Origin of the sequence: Treponema zioleckii (genome assembly GCF_014737315.1) — a bacterium.
Taxonomy (GTDB): Bacteria; Spirochaetota; Spirochaetia; order Treponematales; family Treponemataceae; genus Treponema_D; species Treponema_D zioleckii.
The window spans coordinates 1-17,884 of sequence record NZ_JPUF01000013.1 but is presented as its reverse complement, the minus strand read 5'-3'; the positions used below and the strand labels follow the sequence as shown (position 1 = coordinate 17,884).

The window sequence follows — 17,884 nt, the reverse complement described above, 5'->3', positions numbered from 1 at the left end:
TAATATTGCAGTAGCCCGGAAAACCGAACCACTGCAAATCTTAATTACTATTCAATAATTGCTGTAACCTGTCCAGAAGCGATTGTACGTCCACCTTCACGGATAGCGAGTTTCAATCCCTGATCCATAGCGATTGGGTGAATAAGCTCTGCCTTGATTTTTGTGTTATCACCAGGCAAAACCATCTGTACATTCTCATCAAGCTCGATTGTACCAGTAATATCTGTAGTTCTGAAGTAGAACTGTGGGCGATATCCAGAGTGGATAGGCTTTTTGCGTCCACCTTCCTCTTCTTTCAAGATATAAATCTGAGCCTCGAACTTCGTGTGTGGGTGAATTGTTCCAGGAGCAGCGAGAACCTGTCCACGAACAACGTCCTTTTTCTCAACACCACGGAGCAAGATACCAACGTTATCACCAGCCTGTCCCTGATCGAGAGTCTTCTGGAACATCTCGATACCAGTTACAGTAGAAGAAGCTGTCGGGCGGATACCAACGATTTCAACTGGGTCGTTCATATTAACAACACCACGCTCAATTCGTCCTGTTACTACAGTACCACGTCCAGAAATTGTGAAGATATCCTCGATTGGCATCAAGAATGGTTTATCAGCATCGCGAACTGGATCATCGAACCATGAGTCCATAGCTGCAAGAAGTTCCTCGATACACTGTGTATCTTCAGCTGGAGCACCGTCCTGGAGAGCTTTGAAAGCAGATCCCTTAATGATTGGTGTATCAGCAGAGAATCCATATTTCTGGATTGTATCTTTAACATCTTCCTCAACGAGCATGAGCATTTCCTCATCTCCGTCGAGCTGATCAACTTTGTTCAAGAATACGATAATCTTCGGTACACCTACCTGGCGAGCGAGCAAAAGGTGCTCTTTTGTCTGAGCCATTACACCATCAGTAGCAGCGATAACGAGAATAGCACCATCCATCTGTGCCGCACCAGTAATCATGTTCTTTACATAGTCAGCATGTCCTGGGCAGTCAATGTGTGCATAGTGGCGTTTGTCTGACTGATACTCAAGGTGACGAGTGTTGATTGTGATACCACGCTCTTTTTCCTCTGGAGCGTTATCAATTTCATCGTACTTAAGTACTTTATCACCATACTTTTTAGCACAGTATGAAGTGATAGCTGCAGACAATGTTGTCTTACCATGGTCAACGTGACCGATAGTACCAACGTTCATGTGAGGTTTAGTTCTAACGAACTTCTCCTTTGCCATGTTTTTCTCCTTTGCCGATAAACTCTGTCGGCATATTAAATATTTATGTGTTGCACTTTAAGCCAGAACGCAAACACTTCCAACCGAAAGTGCTACATTCGCATACACACTAATTCAAAGATTATTTATAAAAATGGTAGGATATTGGATACAAGGAATCAATTCACAAACCTTATCACAAGTACTTCATAACATTTCGAAGCACTCAACATCCGGACCCACCTACATCATCACTTTTATGACCACTCTTACATGCAAGCCCTACAAAAGAACTTACAGATACATAATCAACGATTATTAACTAATGAATCATTGACAACTGGTTTGGCATCCAGAGTCTTTATTTAGAATTATCTGAACTGAGGATGTTCAGATATGTAAAAACCTGAAAACAATAGCGGACTACTCACGCATTACTCTACTATTTGTTGACTTTACGACCTTTACCGAACTTAATAAATGAAGTTCGTCTAATTTTTCAAAGAACCCTGTATTGCTATTATTTAAGTTCCTAATTTATACAACATTTATAAAAAAAGTGCAAGCATTTTATTTTATTTTTTTAGGATTTTTAAATAAAAAAAAAGCCTGCCGCAATTTTATTTTCATAAAAAAACAAGCAGGCATTATAAAGACGGAAACTACCAGCGGTAATGAGCGAAAGCTTTGTTAGCCTCAGCCATTTTGTGTGTATCTTCCTTCTTCTTGTATGCAGAACCTGTATTGTTGAATGCGTCAAGCAACTCAGCAGCCAATGTGTCAGCCATACCGTGTCCGCTTCGTGCACGAGCAGCAGCGATAATCCAACGCATAGCAAGAGCCTCTTTACGAGCATCTCTGATTTCTACTGGAACCTGATATGTAGCACCACCAACACGTCGAGATTTAACCTCAACAACTGGTTTTACGTTATCAAGTGCTTTCAAGAATACTTCAAGCGGATCTTTTTCAGTCTTAGCTTTCAACTGATCCATTGCTTTGTAGATAATTTTTGTACAAGTATCTTTTTTTCCATCCAACATCATGCGAGATACAAATTTTGTAACAACCGGGCTGTTATATTTTGAATCAGGTACGATTGGACGATTTTCTGACTTCTTATGTCTTCCCATAGTAATCCTCTCAAATATTTCTTATTATGCCTTTGGTCTCTTTGCGCCGTACTTAGAACGACCACGTTTTCGACCATCAACACCGAGAGTATCTTTTGTACCACGAATAATGTGATAGCGTACACCAGGGAGATCCTTAACACGACCACCACGAATAAGAACAACTGAGTGTTCCTGAAGGTTGTGTCCAATACCAGGAATGTAAGCTGTAACTTCAATACCGTTGCTCAAGCGAACACGGGCAACTTTACGAAGAGCTGAGTTAGGTTTTTTTGGTGTAACAGTCATAACGCGAGTGCAAACACCACGTTTCTGTGGACATGACTCAAGCGCAGGTGCTTTAGTCTGATTTGCTAAAGACTGTCTACCTTTGCGAATAAGTTGGTTAATTGTAGGCATCGGCCTATTTCTCCTATATTTTAGTCGGTCAGCACCCCGACAGTATTAACTAGAAAATCCAAGTTTGGTAAGTTTATCGAATTTCCATTCAAACAGTCAATACAAATAAACCTGTTTTTATAGAATTTATTTGTATCGTGAATAAATGCCTCACCGATGCTGTGTCGGCAAGGCATTCCGGCATCTCCAAAAAATCAGAATTCACCACTTTTTGGAGATGACATTTTTAGTCCTCAGAAGAAGCAGAATCTTCCATAGGCTCATCAATCAAAGCCTCGGCAGATTTTTCTTCCTTGCGCTTAGCAAGAATTTCTTCCATCTGTGCATTCAAGTCAACACCAGAACCATCTTCAAGTCTTATGTCCCGATAATCACGGATACCAGTTCCGGCAGGAATCATGTGACCAATGATTACGTTCTCTTTAAGACCATGCAATGTATCTGTAGACCCCTTAATAGAAGCGTCCGTAAGAACTTTTGTAGTCTCCTGGAACGAAGATGCAGAGATAAACGAATCGGTTGCCAAAGCAGCCTTCGTGATTCCCTGGAACATAGGACGTGCAACAGCCGGATGTCCACCTTCTGCAATTACACGCGCATTTTCCTCGTGGAAGTGATATTTATCAATCTGCTGACCAAAGATGAATCTTGTGTCACCTACAGAAACGACCTCGACTTTTCGGAGCATCTGACGAACGATAACACCAATGTGCTTGTCATCGATAGATACACCCTGTGCAGAGTAAACCTGCTGAATCTCAGTCATCAAATATTCCTGAAGAGCATTCTCACCAAGGATTGCAAGAATATCATGCGCACTCGGAGAACCGTCACAAAGCTGCTCACCAGCCACAACAGTATCACCGTCACGAACAAGCATTCGCTTTGTAATAGGAACAAGATGCTCGAATCTCTTTCCATAAGCATCTTCAACAACTACAACGCGCTTACCTTTCTGAACGCTCTCAAATTTAACTGTTCCAGAAATCTGAGAAAGTACACAAGGAGATTTTGGCTTACGAGCCTCAAACAATTCAGAAACTCGTGGCAAACCACCAGTAATATCGTTTGTTTTTGCAGCTGCAACAGGCATTTTAGCGAGAGTCTCGCCGGCTTTAACCTGTGCATGTTCTTCAACCTGGAGGACAGCGCCAGCAGGGAGGAAGTAAGAACCCAAGCTCAAACCGTCATCATCAGTGATGAGGATTCGAGGCTGTTTTACGTCAAGATGAAGATCGCTGATATGGCGCTCAACAGAACCCGTAACAGCATCAACGTTCTCAACGAGAGTTGTACCAGGAATAACATCCTCAAATCTGACGATACCAGAAACCTCGGCAATAATCGGCTCTGAGTAAGGGTCGAACGTTCCGATAATTTCACCGGCATTAACAACCTGTCCGGCTTTTACCTGAATTGTAGAACCGTTTCCGATATCGATTTTGAGTTCGTTACCAGCAAGGTAAACCTTACCGTCAACAACGAGAACTCGTCCGTTAGCAGAAGCCGTAATATCACCATTTGAAGAAGAAGCGATAACAGTTCCTTTAAGAACGCGAGAATCCTTCTGAACTTTAAGTTCGCTCTCAGAAACATCAAGCACATCAATGATGCGAGTTACGTTCATATATCCCTTTCGGGTAAAGAGCATGTAACCATCGTCTGTTGGTACGTTAGTTCCAACGAATCCCTCAACGAGAATCGGATACTTAAGAACTATGCGGTTATCCTCAGTTTCCTTAGACGCAGTACCACCGACGTGGAAAGTACGCATCGTAAGCTGTGTACCAGGCTGACCGATAGACTGAGCAGCAATAACACCGACTGCCTCACCAATCTCAACAAGCTTGTTGCGAGCAAGGTTCTTTCCGTAACATTTTACACAAACGCCATGTTCAGCTTCACAAGTAAGTACGGTGCGGAGCTTAACCTTCTCAACACCAGCTTCTTCAATCGCTTTTGCAAGATCTTCTGTGATGTACTCGTTTACATCGCAGATAAGTTCTCCAGTTACAGGATGAACGACGCGTTCAATAGTGAAGTGACCAACGATTCTCTGAGAGAGAGGCGTTACGATTTCATCACCATTTTTGATTGCCGTATAATCAAGACCGTTGATTGTGCCACAGTCTTCTTCGTTGATTACTACATCCTGAGCAACATCAACAAGACGACGAGTCATGTAACCAGCGTCCGCAGTCTTCAAAGCCGTATCCGTAAGACCTTTTCGAGCACCATTTGAAGAAATGAAGTACTCAATAACCGAAAGACCTTCCTTAAAGTTTGATTTTACAGGAAGCTCGATGATGTCGCCGTTCGGCTTAGCCATCAAACCACGCATTGCGGCGAGCTGAGAAATCTGCTTCTTAGAACCACGGGCACCAGAGTCAGCCATCATGTAGATTGTGTTGAAGCCATCTTTATCTTCCTTAAACTGCTTCATCATGATGTCTGTGAGCTTATCGTTAGTGCGCGCCCAAATATCAGTTACTTTGTTATAACGTTCCTCCGCAGTCATCAAACCGCCAGAGTACTGTTTTACATATTCGTCAACCTGCTTGTTTGCACTCTCAACCATCTCCTTCTTTTCTGCAGGAATGATGATATCGTCCATAGACAAAGTTGCGCCGAAGAAAGTTGCATTTTTATATCCGACGTCTTTGATTGCATCAAGCATTTTAATCGTAACCCACGGGCCCTGCTTGTGATAAACAGTTGAAATCATCTTCTTCAAATCTTTATCGCCCATACCTGTGGTTACTTTGTTTTTAAGATCCGCTTCCGAAATGTGAGGATTGATGTATCCAACCTCATCAGGCATTGCCGCATTAAATCGGATTCGTCCAGCAGTTGTTGAAATCAAATCACCGGCATTGAATTCACCATCTTTGAATGAATTCTTTGGAGCCGGAACTTTAATCAACGCACCCCACTCAACGTATCCCAATTCCGCAGCCATCGTAGCCTCGTCCGCATCGGAGAAACGTTTTCCAGTTCCCTTCGCGTTCGGTTTTACGGAAGTCATATAGTAAATACCAAGAACCATGTCCTGAGAAGGCAATACGATTGGGTTACCGTTTGCCGGGTCAAGCAAGTTTCTTGCAGAAAGCATGAGCGTCCAACACTCCATCTGAGCAGCCTGCGTCAGCGGAACGTGGATAGCCATCTGGTCACCGTCGAAGTCGGCGTTGAAAGCCTTACATGCGAGAGGGTGAAGTTTAAGAGCCTTTCCTTCAACGAGAACTGGCTCGAACGCCTGAATACCAAGACGGTGCAATGTAGGAGCTCGGTTAAGCATAACCGGGTGCTCACGAACAACTTCGTCAAGGATTGCGTAAACTTCTGGAGACTCCTGCTCAACAAGCATCTTAGCCTTTTTGATGTTGAATACAACGTCCTTGTCAACAAGCTTTTTCATAATGAAAGGCTTGAAAAGCTCAAGTGCCATTTTTGTAGGAAGACCGCACTGCCAGAGCTTAAGTTCAGGACCTACAACGATTACAGAACGACCAGAGTAGTCAACACGCTTACCGAGAAGGTTCTGTCGGAATCGTCCCTGCTTACCTTTGAGCATGTCAGAAATTGACTTCAAAGGTCGGTTCGAAGCCCCCTTAACAACTCTTTTTCGTTTTGAGTTGTCGAACAAAGCGTCAACTGCTTCCTGAAGCATTCGTTTTTCGTTTCGAATGATGATATCTGGAGCTGAAAGAGACATAAGTCTCTTCAAGCGGTTATTTCTGTTGATTACTCGGCGATACAAATCATTCAAGTCAGAAGTTGCGAAACGTCCTCCGTCAAGCTGAACCATAGGTCGCAAATCCGGCGGAATGACAGGAATCACGTCAAGAATCATCCAAGAAGCCTTGTTTCCAGACGAACGGAAATTCTCAACGATTTCGATTCGCTTGAGCAAACGCTTGTCGCTTTTTGTTCCTTTCTCAATCATCTTCTGGCGAAGCTCTGCTGCAAGTTCGTCAAGATTCAAGTTCTCAAGAAGAGTTTTTACTGCCTCAGCACCCATTCCAGCCTGGAAAGACTGTCCGTAGCGTTCCTCAGCCTCAATGAATTCTTCTTCAGTAAGAAGCTGCATTTTTTTGAGGTCAGTGTCACCGGCATCGATGACGATATATTTCTCATAGTAAAGAACCGAGCGCAAAGCCGCTACCTGCAAGTCAAGGAGCAAGCCCATGCGGCTAGGAACCGAGCGATAATACCAAATGTGGCTTACAGGAGCCGCAAGCTCGATGTGTCCAGTTCGCTCACGGCGAACCTTAAAGTGAGTTACCTCAACACCACATCGGTCGCAAATTACGCCCTTGTAGCGGATAGACTTGAATTTACCGCAGTAACATTCCCATTCTTTTGTCGTACCGAAAATACGTTCACAGAAAAGACCGTCTTTCTCCGGACGAAGAGTACGATAGTTGATTGTTTCAGGCTTTTTTACTTCGCCATAAGACCACGCACGGATATTGTCCGGAGAGGCCAATTTAATTTTAATCGAGTCAAAATCCTGAATATCACGCATCATCTTCCTCCTTATCAAATCCTGAACTTGCCTTGTCGATAAGTTCCTGATCACGCTCTGTCAAAGCGATTTGTTTTCCTTTGGCATCGTAAATCTTGAAGTCCAATGCAAGACCACGAAGTTCCTGAACCATTACGTTGAATGATTCTGGTACACCGGCAGGAGCAGCCGGGTCGCCCTTTACGATTGACTCGTAAATCTTTGAGCGTCCGTTCATATCATCAGACTTAATCGTCATCATCTCCTGCAATGTGTTTGCAGCACCGTAAGCCTCAAGTGCCCAAACCTCCATTTCTCCAAGACGCTGACCACCAAACTGTGCCTTACCACCAAGTGGCTGCTGAGTAACAAGTGAGTACGGACCTGTTGAACGAGCGTGCATTTTATCGTCAACCAAGTGATGCAATTTGAGATAGTAAATTACACCAACGAAAATCGGGTTAACGAACGGCTCACCTGTACGTCCGTCGCGTACAATCTGCTTACAGTCAGGACTCAATCCCGCCTGCTTGAGTTTCTCGGCAATCATCTCCTGAGAAGGAGTCTGGAATGCAGGGCACTCGTAGTATTCATTTAGATAACGTCCGGCAATACCAAGCTCAGATTCCATAATCTGACCGATGTTCATTCGGGAAGGTACACCAAGAGGGTTCAAACATACATCGAGAGGAGTTCCGTCCTCCAAGTATGGCATGTCTTCTTCCGGCAAGATTCGCGCAACGACCCCCTTGTTTCCGTGTCGTCCAGCCATTTTGTCACCTTCGCGGAGTTTTCGCTTGTTGGCAATAAGAACTTTTACCTTCTCGTCAACTCCAGGCTCCAAATCGTCGCCTTCAGAACGCTTCAATCGCTCAATACCGATTACAACGCCCTCAACACCGTGAGGAACTTTGAGTGAAGAATCACGAACTTCTTTTGCCTTTTCACCGAAGATTGAGTTCAAAAGTTTGAATTCAGGAGTTGTCTCCGTCTCAGATTTCGGTGTTGTTTTACCAACAAGAATATCTCCGGCACGAACTTTCGCACCGCGGCAAATAATACCTTCTGAATCCAAGTGCTCAAGAGATTTCTCGCTTGTATTAGGAATATCACGAGTGATTTTTTCAGGTCCAAGTTTTGTTTCCCGAAGCTCAGTCTCGAATTCCTTAATATGGATAGAAGTATACATATCTTCTTTAACTACGCGCTTGCTGATAAGTACGGCATCCTCGTAGTTGTAACCATTCCACGGAACGAATCCAACGAGAAGGTTTCGTCCAAGAGAAAGCTCTCCGTTGAACGTAGCAGGACCATCTGCAAGGACAGCACCTTTCTGAACTTTCTCGCCAACCTGTACGGTCGGTCTCTGGTGATAACAAGTATCCTGGTTAGTTCTCTGATATTTCAAAAGTGGGTACTCATCAAGCTTGTCTGAATCTTCAGGCTTAACTTTTACCATCTCGCTTGTAACCCATACGACTTCACCGGCATGCTTAGCCTTAACAAGAACGCCAGAGTCATAAGCAGCCTTCTGCTCCATACCAGTTCCAACGAAAGGTGGCTCAGGGAAGAGCAAAGGAACACCCTGACGCTGCATGTTACAACCCATGAGCGCACGGTTGGCGTCATCATGCTCAAGGAACGGAACGAGAGAAGCTGATACAGAAATAACCTCACGAGGAGAAACGTCCATGTACTGAATGTCATTTACAGAACGAGTCGTGTAGTCACCACGGTGACGGCAAGAAACCATTTCTGTAGGGAACGAACCATCAGCCTTCATACCTTCAGCAATCTGACCAATGTAGTATTTGTCCTCGTCCATTGCAGAAAGATACTCAACCTCGTTCGTAGCTTTTCCGTTAACAACTTTGCGGAACGGAGCCTCAAGGAATCCGTATTCATTGACTTTTGTGTAAATAGACAATGAAACAATCAAACCGATGTTCGGACCTTCAGGAGTCTCAATAGGGCACATTCGTCCATAGTGAGTATAGTGTACATCTCGAACTTCGAATCCTGCGCGGTCACGAGAAAGACCACCAGGTCCCAAAGCGTTAAGACGACGTTTGTGAGTAAGCTCAGAAAGAGGGTTAACCTGATCCATGAACTGAGAAAGCTGTGATGAACCAAAGAAATCTTTAATTGCAGCAGTGATTGGCTTGTTAGAAATCAAGTCCATCGGCTTCATCGTCTCAGTCTCTTTGTTGCTCATGCGCTCTTTTGCAATGCGCTCCATACGAGCAAATGCAGTCTTGAGGGAGTTAGTCATCAACTCACCAACAGAACGGATTCGTCGGTTACCCAAGTGGTCAATATCATCCAATGGTTCAGAACCGTTGTATACCTTAATAAGGTATTTCATTGTCTGAATAATATCGTCTTTTACGAGAGTGTGTTCTTCAACAGGCTCTGTGTAGCCGAATTTTTTGTTGAGCTTGTAGCGACCAACACGACCGAGATCGTAACGACGGATTGAGAAGAACATTGAAGTAAGATCTTTTTCAGCATTCTCAACGGTCATCGGCTCGCCAGGCATGAGAACGGCGTAAACTGCCGAAAGCGCGTCCTCTTTTGTAGGCTCTTCATTTTCAGAACCTTCTTTAGAGAATCGGATTTCCTCACGCTCAAAACAGTTGATAATCATCTCACTGTCGAGAGACGGATTTTCCTCATCTTTGTTATCAGGATCTTTTCGTGCGTTGAATTTGATTACGCAGATTTCCTTGATGTTCTGTGCGAGAAGGTCGTCAATGTCATGCGGATGAAGTTTAGTTCCAGCTTTGAAAAGAATTTTTTCTTCATCACCGTCATTGATTTTTACGGCACTTGCAAGAACTTTGTTTACGAGGTCATCCTTTTTAGAAGGGTCAACCGAAACATTCTCTGTAAGATAGAAACATCTGATGATTTCTTCACGAGAAGAATATCCCAATGCACGGAGGAAGATTGTACCGAGGATTTTCTTCTTGCGGTCAATCTTTGCGTAGATGAGTTCTTTTTTCTGGTCAATCTCAAATTCAAGCCATGAACCACGGTAAGGAATAATTCGAGATGAATAAACGCCTTTGTCATGATTAAAAATTACACCAGGCGAACGGTGAATCTGGGAAACAACAACGCGCTCTGCACCATTGATGATGAAAGTGCCGCGGTCTGTCATAAGAGGAATATTTCCCATGAAAATTTTTCTCTGGAGAATAGCACCGCTTTCTTTAAAAGTAAGATTTATGCTTGCCTGGAGAGGAGCTGCGTAAGTTCTTCCCTTCTGCTTACACTCCTGCTCAGAGAGCGGAGCCTCATCAAGCTCATAATATTCAAAATCAAGAGCCATTGAGCCGTCTGGGCTGTCAATCGGGAAGGTTGTATTGAAAACTTCCTGCAAACCTTTGTTCTCCAAAGGTTCTTTTCTGTCTAATTTTTCTTTTTGAAGGAATGATTCATACGATAACGTCTGAATGTCGATAAGGTTGGGAATCTCCATGAAATTCTGGATGTCTTTCCCGTAATACTGACGGTTGATTGTTCTACTTTTAGCGAACATTCAATCCCCCTGTCTTATTGGATAGAAGATTTGCTGTTTCAGACTGCTACATGAATCAAAACTCATATGACATACAAATTTTTCTCACAGCACAAGAATGAAAAGCTAAAGCCTTTCGGCAAGGCGAACCGCCATCGTGGCAGCATTTAGTTTATTGAGTAAGTTTTATAGACACATAAAGCTTACGTTTTAGGATGAAAATAATATTAATAAAATTAATACACTAAATCAACCTAAAACGTAAGCGCAATTGGATTTTTCGCAAAATCCGAGAGTATTTAGCTAAGCCGCAACAGATTTTTCTGCCCGCTCAGCCGTAATAATCATATATTCGTCAGACTTATTTCTTTGAAGCCTTTCCACCAGCTGCTTCGATATCAGCGATGATCTTGTCAGCATCAGCTTTAGAAACACCCTCTTTGAGTACTTTTGGAGCACCTTCAACGAGAGCTTTAGCTTCACCAAGACCGAGACCTGTAACAACGCGAACGGCTTTGATAACAGCAATTTTTTTAGCAGCGTCGAAGCTGTCGAGAGACACTGTGAATTCAGTCTGCTCTTCAGCAGCACCAGCAGCACCAGCAGCTGGACCTGCAGCTACAGCAACAGCTGCTGTAACACCGAATTTTTCTTCCATTGCTTTTACGAGTTCTGAAGCTTCGAGAACTGTCATTGATGCGATTGCATCGAGAATCTGATCATTTGTAAGAGCTGCCATATTATCTTCTCCTAAATAGGCATGTTCGATTTTGATTTTTATATCGAACCAAAAAATATTATGCGGTCAAGACAAACTGTCATTGATTTTTCCGCATTTTATAAAAGTCGTAAGGACAGTCGACAGCAATTGAAGCCTGACCTTACTTCACAGTCACGCGAACTGATTACTCAGCTGCTGGTGCCTCTGCTACTGGAGCAGCTCCACCTTCCTGTGATTTTTTATCAACATAAGCCTGCAATGTAGCAGCGAGTTTCTGAGCTGGTCCATTGATAGCAGACATAAGCATAGCGATAAGCTGTTTCTTTCCAGGAACTTTTGAGAAAGCCTCGATTTTTGCAGCATCGTATACTTCGTTTTCTACGTAAGCACCTTTTACAACAAGTGCAGGAGCTTCTTTTGCGAAGTCAAACAAAATTTTTGCAACTTCGTTTGAATCTTCGTTTGACATTGCGACTGCTGTAGGTCCCTTAAGGAAGTCTGCAACATTCTCAACTTTCATTTCATCGAATGCAACTTTAGCAAAGTTGTTCTTTACAACCTTGAGAGGTACATTCTTTTCTCGGAGCTGTTTGCGGAGCTTTGTAATCTGCTCTACAGTCAAACCACGATATTCAGCAAAGATAAAATCTTTGTATTCCTGAAATGCTTTTTTTGTAGCTTCAATAGCTGCTGTTTTAGCAGGCTGTACACTTTTAGCAAGAATAGCCATAAATTATGCCTCCTCCTTGAAGTCAACCCAAACACCAGGACCCATTGAAGAGCTTACTGATACTGAGCGAACAAAATCAGCTTTTGCATCAGCTGGCTTTTTTCTATCAAGTTCTGTGAGCAAAGTCTTTACGTTCTCTGCAACTTTGTCAGCGTCCATAGAAACCTTACCTACAGCAATGTGGATGATACCTTCTTTATCAGCTCTGAATTCTGTACGACCCTTTTTGAGCTCGCCAATAGCTGTTACGATGTCATTTGTTACAGTTCCAGTTTTTGGGTTTGGCATCAAACCTTTGCGTCCGAGAACCATACCGAGACGACCTACATCTTTCATCATATCAGGTGTTGCAACAGCGATATCGAAATCAAGCCAACCACCCTTTACTTTGTCGATGTACTCTTTTGAACCAGCATAAGCTGCACCTGCATCGAGGGCTTCTTTTGCACGCTCTTCAGAACAGAATACGAGAACTTTCTTCTCTGCTGTGAACTGATTTGGGAAAACCAATGTATCACGAACAGTCTGGCTCTTTCCAAGACGAAGAGCAACATGAAGTTCTACAGTCTCATCAAATTTTACGAAGTGAAGATCTTTTACAAGAGCACAAGCTTTTGCAACGTCATATGACTGCTGTGGATCGTACTTCTTGAGTGACTCACGATATTTCTTTCCGTGTTTCATTACTTAGGCCTCCACTTCTACGCCCATACTGCGAGCAGTACCAGCTACGATTTTTTTTGCAGCTTCAAGATCATTTGCATTTACATCAGGAAGCTTTGTCTTTGCAATCTCCTCAAGCTGAGCCTGAGTGAGTTTTCCAACTTTATCACGAAGTGGATTTGCAGATCCTTTTTCCAACTTCAATGCTTTCTTGATAAGAACAGAAGCAGGTGGAGTTTTAAGGATGAAAGTGAATGACTTATCTGAATAAACAGTGATTACTGCTGGAATGATAAGTCCTTTTTCCATTTTGGCAGTTCGTGCATTGAATTCCTGACAGAATTTTGGTGCTGGAACGCCTTTAGGTCCAAGAGCAGGTCCGATTGGTGGAGCCGGAGTTGCAGCTCCTGCCGGTGCCTGAATTTTGAACACTTCTACAATTTTTTTTGCAGCCATTTTATAGCTCCTTAAATTGGTATTGACGAGATGCCTCTGTCCAACGGACTTGCACCTCTCCCAAAAGTTCTAAACTAATTAACTAGTTGACCAACTTTTCAACCTGTGTCAGGTCAACTTCAACCGGTGTGGCACGACCGAAAATCTGTACCAAAACACGAAGTTTATTCTGCTCTGCGTTGATATCTTCAACAGAGCCGCTGAACGTAGCAAAAGGTCCCGCCGTAATTTTAACCTGGTCACCAACAGCATAATCCTGCTTGATGCGGACATTTTTGTCGCCTTTGATTTCACCAGTCTTCATAAGGATATTTTTAGCTTCGTCATTAGAAATCGGGCGAGGCTTTTCATTCGGATTTGTTCCAACGAAACCTGTAACGCCCTGAATGCTTCTGATTACAGAACAAGTATTTTTCCAGCCAAGCTGAGGCAAATCCATCTCAAGCATGATATAGCCTGACAAAAATTTATTTTTTCGAGTCTTCTTTTTTCCGTCTTTGACTTCTACGATTTCTTCTTCAGGAACCTTTACGTCCGTTACGACGCTTGAATCCAATTCACGCTCATCAAGTTTTGTACGGATTGTACGCTCAATTTTCTTTTCATAACCTGTGTATGTATGAACGATATACCAGCTCTTTGCCATTATCTACAACCTTATAATCTCTTAAAATCTTTTATTAAAGATGAATAAAAATCGAAATATTCAGATTCTGCGAAACTTTTATTAATAAAGAATAAAAAGAAAAATGTATAAAATGAATATTAAGCCTGTCAAATCATGGGCTTTATTATCTTGGCTCACAACCGACAGGCTTACTAAAAAAAACTAGAATACTAAACGATAAAGTGTACTGAACAACAAATCCAATCCACCAAGGATGACAGCAATTATAATCGTAGTAAAAATTACTACTTTTACGGATGCAACAACATCATCACGGGAAGGCCACACAACTTTTCTAAGTTCTGCACCGCACTCTCTAAAGAAGTTAAGCATTTTTCCCATAATAATCCCCTAACACTCACTTAAAAAAAATTATCAGGCCAGGCAGGACTTGAACCCACGACAGGCGGTTTTGGAGACCGCAACTCTACCAACTGAGCTACTGACCTAAATTATTATTAAAGCTGTATTGTTGTACTCTATTTTTAACAAAATGTCAAGCAAAAGTTAACAAAACAGCTGTTAATTTTATTTTGCTTTTGTTTCTTTGTGAAGAATTTCTTTGCGACAGAATGGGCAATACTTATTCTTCTCAAGTTTTCCCTGGATATTCTTGCGGTTTTTTGTAGTTGTGTAATTCTTTCGTTTACACTCTGTACACTGAAGCGCGATGATATCAATTGCAGTCTTCTTCTTGCTACCCATAATTATTTATACTCCTATATAATCAATTATTCAAAATTAATAACTAATCCAAACTAGCTCCCGAGCGGAATCGGACCGCTGACCTCAGCACTACCAATGCTGTGCTCTACCAACTGAGCTACAAGAGCAGGTTAACTTTACGTGTTTTGAAAATATAGACAATCAATTCTTTTGTGTCAATAGAATTCCATACAACTTTTTAAATAAGTTCAAAAAAAATGATTGTAGTATTTTGTTTTAATTCATGTTACTGTTTTCAGAATCTCAAAAAATCATTTTTTGAGTCTCATTTTTAGAAATTTTTATTCAAGGCGGAAAATCATGTGCATAGATTCGATGGTAGACAACATTCTTGCTTCGTATGTTGAATTTGGCGGAATCAACGAGGCCGGAATCGATTCTTTTCCTAACAAGGAAAATGTTGTTTCGGTGATTCATGATTTGCAGTGCCTCATTTTTCCGGGATACAAGACGGCGGAAGAACTCAACACGCACAACATCCGCTACATAACAGGGCAACGGGTGAACAGAATCATAACGGTCCTTACGAAAGAAATTCAAAAAGCTTTGATTTACACAGTTTCTGCATGTGACGGAGCAGAAGAAAACGTTCCGAAATCACACTGCTTCAGACTTGCAGAACAGGCTTCCCTCGCACTAATCGAAGCAATTCCTGTACTCAGAAAAACAATCCACAGTGATGTTGTGGCAGCCTTTAAGGGGGACCCTGCGGCAAAAAGCAACGAGGAAATAATTGTCTCTTACCCAGGCCTTGAAGCTATTATAGTACACAGGCTCGCGCATTTTCTGCATGCAAACGGAATTCCCGTAATTCCGAGAATTATGAGCGAATACATTCACGGAAAAACTGGCATTGACATTCATCCCGGCGCACAAATCGGGGAAAGTTTTTTTATCGACCACGGAACAGGCGTCGTAATCGGAGAAACAACGATTATCGGGAACAATGTAAAAATTTATCAGGGAGTGACTCTCGGCGCGCTCAGCGTTGAAAAATCCCTTATGGACAAAAAAAGGCACCCGACAATTGAAGATGACGTAACGATTTACGCAAACGCGACGATACTCGGCGGCAACACCGTAATCGGAAAGGGAAGCACGATTGGCGGAAACACGTGGATCACAAAGTCCGTTCCGCCCAAAACGATGGTCTCGCAGAGCAAGAACTCAAACTGAGGATAAAAAAAACAAGGGACCTAAAAAGCAACGCTTCTTAAGCCCCTTGCTGTCCAAAAAAGGACATCGGAGAGAGTTTATCAGCTTTTTTACAAGCTGATAAAAGAATAGCTTTGTGAAAAAAATAAATCAATATCGATAACACATTTTTAACCGAAATAAAACGTCCCACAAGTCAAAAGCAAAGTCAGCAGAAATGGGAACATCGCGACAAGCAAAACCTAGCCCGGATTGTAAGGGCGGCGTAGCCGTTGCGCTTTGCGCAATGGAGCGAAAGCGGAACCCTGAAAAGCCGGTGCCTAAAAGCAAAATAATTGGCGAAGGAAAATGTGCAATGCGTGAGCAAAAGTGACTACGCTCCGAAAATCTCTTTTATTCCCTGGGAAATAGAGGTTATTTGAACCACGCCAGATTCTTTTTCCGGAGCGAACACTCTTCCAAACCCTAAGTCTTTCGAAGTTTTTACACGCTGTTTAACACGAGGAATCGGGCGGATTTCGCCTGCAAGACTAAGCTCGCCCAAAATCACGGAGCCTTCGCTGATCGAAACGTCGGTGCGCGCGGAATACAAGGCCGCCGCAAGAGCCGCGTCGATTGAGCTTTCGGAAAGTTTTACACCGCCCGCAACGTTTATGTAAATGTCCTGGTCGCTAAAACGGAGCTTGGTGCGTTTTTCAAGCACGGCTGCAACGCGGGCAACGCGGGAACTGTCGATTTTGTCGCTGTACACGCGGCTTATCGAAGATTTTGCAGGCACGGTAAGAGCCTGAATCTCAACCAAAAACGAGCGGCTTCCTTCAAAAACGCAAGTGTTCGCAATTCCGGCCGGGGGCTTTCCTGTGCGTTTCGTGATGAACATCAAACTTGGGTCGCCAACGCCTTCAAGGCCTTTTTCGGTCATGGCGAAAATTCCGAGCTCGTTGATTGAGCCAAAGCGGTTTTTTGCGGCGCGGAGAAAGCGAACTTCGTCATCATTCCGCTCAAATGAAATCACCGTGTCAACCATGTGCTCAAGGCTTTTTGGCCCCGCAATCGTGCCTTCTTTCGTAACGTGGGCAGACATCACGAGAACCGAATCACGCTCTTTTACCCAGCCGATAAGTTCGTTTGCGCAGTATTTTAGCTGGTTCACGGTTCCCGGAACAACGCCCGCTTCCACGCTGTAAACGGTCTGAATCGAATCGATTATAACAAAAACAGGATTCACGGAGATTAGCGCGTCTTTTATATCTTCAAGGCGCATCGTACAGAGGATTTCGATTGATGAAACGTCAAGTCCGAGCCGGTCGGCACGGCTTTTTATTTGCCCGGCAGATTCCTCGCCAGAAATGTAAAGGATTTTTCCAGAAGTGACTTTGTGGATTGCGGCACAAGTCTGAATCATCAGGGTGGATTTTCCGATTCCTGGCTCACCGCCAATCAAAATCGCGCTCCGCTTCATTGCGCCGCCGCCAAGAACGCGGTCAAATTCGTCGATTCCGCTCACGATTCTGGAATTTTCCTGAGCCACAACGGACGAAAGCGGCACGGGCTTTATTTTTTCGGTCGCGGCATTGCCGGTAAAGGCCGCCGTAGTCGAATTCGGGTCGATTATACATTCTTCGAGGGTGTTCCACGAACCGCAGGAAGGGCAGCGTCCAAGCCATCGCGGCTGGGAATAGCCACATTCAGTGCACTTAAAAACAGTTTCGGTCTTCTTTTTTGCCATAGAATAAAGTTAGTTAGAAAAAGGAAAATTGAAAAGTGAAAAATGAAATTTTTGGAAGACACAGAGGGGACACAGATGGACGCAGATACACACAGATGGGACACAGATTTTATGGGAACAATTTCAAGTTGCAAAGCCAGACCAAAAATCTGGGGCGGTAGTGGAGGTGGAGCACAAAAATGATTCTGACCGTTCGCGACCGAAGAGAATCGGATTCCTCTTACGGTCAGCCGTCATTTTTGTGAAACACCGCAACGG

General features: G+C 43.3%; 14 protein-coding genes and 2 tRNA genes. 1 reads left to right on the top strand and 15 read right to left on the bottom strand.

The genetic code is table 11. From position 1 onward, the window contains the following. Window positions 1-47: 47 nt before the first annotated feature. From tuf to JI65_RS04915, 14 genes are all read right to left on the bottom strand, one after another. Window positions 48-1,238 carry an elongation factor Tu gene (gene tuf / locus JI65_RS04980; protein ID WP_191014282.1) on the bottom strand — a complete coding sequence of 397 codons (1,191 nt, stop codon included), beginning with the start codon at window positions 1,236-1,238 and terminating at the stop codon, window positions 48-50. A 641-nt stretch (window positions 1,239-1,879) separates the two neighbouring features. Beyond that, window positions 1,880-2,350: a 30S ribosomal protein S7 gene (gene rpsG / locus JI65_RS04975; protein ID WP_191014281.1), complete on the bottom strand. Its 471-nt coding sequence runs from the start codon at window positions 2,348-2,350 to the stop codon at window positions 1,880-1,882. A 24-nt stretch (window positions 2,351-2,374) separates the two neighbouring features. Next, a complete protein-coding gene (rpsL, locus tag JI65_RS04970; protein WP_191014280.1) occupies window positions 2,375-2,749 on the bottom strand; it encodes a 30S ribosomal protein S12 in 375 nt (124 codons plus the stop codon). 226 nt (window positions 2,750-2,975) lie between these two features. Next, the gene (gene rpoC / locus JI65_RS04965; RefSeq protein ID WP_191014337.1) at window positions 2,976-7,277 is read right to left on the bottom strand and encodes a DNA-directed RNA polymerase subunit beta'; all 4,302 of its coding nucleotides are present in this window, start codon (window positions 7,275-7,277) and stop codon (window positions 2,976-2,978) included. Next, window positions 7,270-10,800, bottom strand: a complete 3,531-nt coding sequence (gene rpoB / locus JI65_RS04960) for a DNA-directed RNA polymerase subunit beta (protein ID WP_191014279.1) — start codon at window positions 10,798-10,800, stop codon at window positions 7,270-7,272. The genes rpoC and rpoB overlap by 8 nt, the downstream gene beginning before the upstream one ends. A 340-nt stretch (window positions 10,801-11,140) precedes the next feature. After that, window positions 11,141-11,518 carry a 50S ribosomal protein L7/L12 gene (gene rplL, locus JI65_RS04955; RefSeq protein ID WP_191014278.1) on the bottom strand — a complete coding sequence of 126 codons (378 nt, stop codon included), beginning with the start codon at window positions 11,516-11,518 and terminating at the stop codon, window positions 11,141-11,143. Between the two features lie 166 nt (window positions 11,519-11,684). Then, window positions 11,685-12,230, bottom strand: coding sequence for a 50S ribosomal protein L10 (rplJ, locus tag JI65_RS04950; RefSeq protein ID WP_191014277.1), 546 nt, complete (start codon window positions 12,228-12,230; stop codon window positions 11,685-11,687). Between the two features lie 3 nt (window positions 12,231-12,233). Beyond that, on the bottom strand, window positions 12,234-12,914 hold the full coding sequence (gene rplA, locus JI65_RS04945) for a 50S ribosomal protein L1 (RefSeq protein WP_191014276.1): 681 nt from the start codon (window positions 12,912-12,914) through the stop codon (window positions 12,234-12,236). Between the two features lie 3 nt (window positions 12,915-12,917). After that, a complete protein-coding gene (rplK, locus tag JI65_RS04940) occupies window positions 12,918-13,349 on the bottom strand; it encodes a 50S ribosomal protein L11 (protein ID WP_191014275.1) in 432 nt (143 codons plus the stop codon). An 82-nt stretch (window positions 13,350-13,431) separates the two neighbouring features. Next, window positions 13,432-13,995 carry a transcription termination/antitermination protein NusG gene (gene nusG, locus JI65_RS04935; RefSeq protein WP_191014274.1) on the bottom strand — a complete coding sequence of 188 codons (564 nt, stop codon included), beginning with the start codon at window positions 13,993-13,995 and terminating at the stop codon, window positions 13,432-13,434. Window positions 13,996-14,178: 183 nt separating this feature from the next. Continuing rightward, complete coding sequence (gene secE, locus JI65_RS04930; protein ID WP_191014273.1) at window positions 14,179-14,358, bottom strand: preprotein translocase subunit SecE; 180 nt, start codon at window positions 14,356-14,358, stop codon at window positions 14,179-14,181. A gap of 34 nt (window positions 14,359-14,392) precedes the next feature. Then, a tRNA-Trp gene (locus JI65_RS04925) sits at window positions 14,393-14,465 on the bottom strand. A gap of 79 nt (window positions 14,466-14,544) precedes the next feature. Beyond that, window positions 14,545-14,721, bottom strand: coding sequence for a 50S ribosomal protein L33 (gene rpmG / locus JI65_RS04920; protein WP_191014272.1), 177 nt, complete (start codon window positions 14,719-14,721; stop codon window positions 14,545-14,547). 55 nt (window positions 14,722-14,776) lie between these two features. Then, window positions 14,777-14,849 (bottom strand) — tRNA-Thr (locus tag JI65_RS04915). Window positions 14,850-15,042: 193 nt separating this feature from the next. On the opposite strand from JI65_RS04915, the gene epsC reads away from it, so the two are divergent. Next, window positions 15,043-15,918 carry a serine O-acetyltransferase EpsC gene (epsC, locus tag JI65_RS04910; RefSeq protein WP_191014271.1) on the top strand — a complete coding sequence of 292 codons (876 nt, stop codon included), beginning with the start codon at window positions 15,043-15,045 and terminating at the stop codon, window positions 15,916-15,918. Between the two features lie 352 nt (window positions 15,919-16,270). Here epsC and radA read toward each other — a convergent pair whose 3' ends face one another. Further along, entirely contained in the window at window positions 16,271-17,626 is a 1,356-nt protein-coding gene (gene radA, locus JI65_RS04905) for a DNA repair protein RadA (protein ID WP_191014270.1), read from the bottom strand. Window positions 17,627-17,884: the final 258 nt, after the last annotated feature.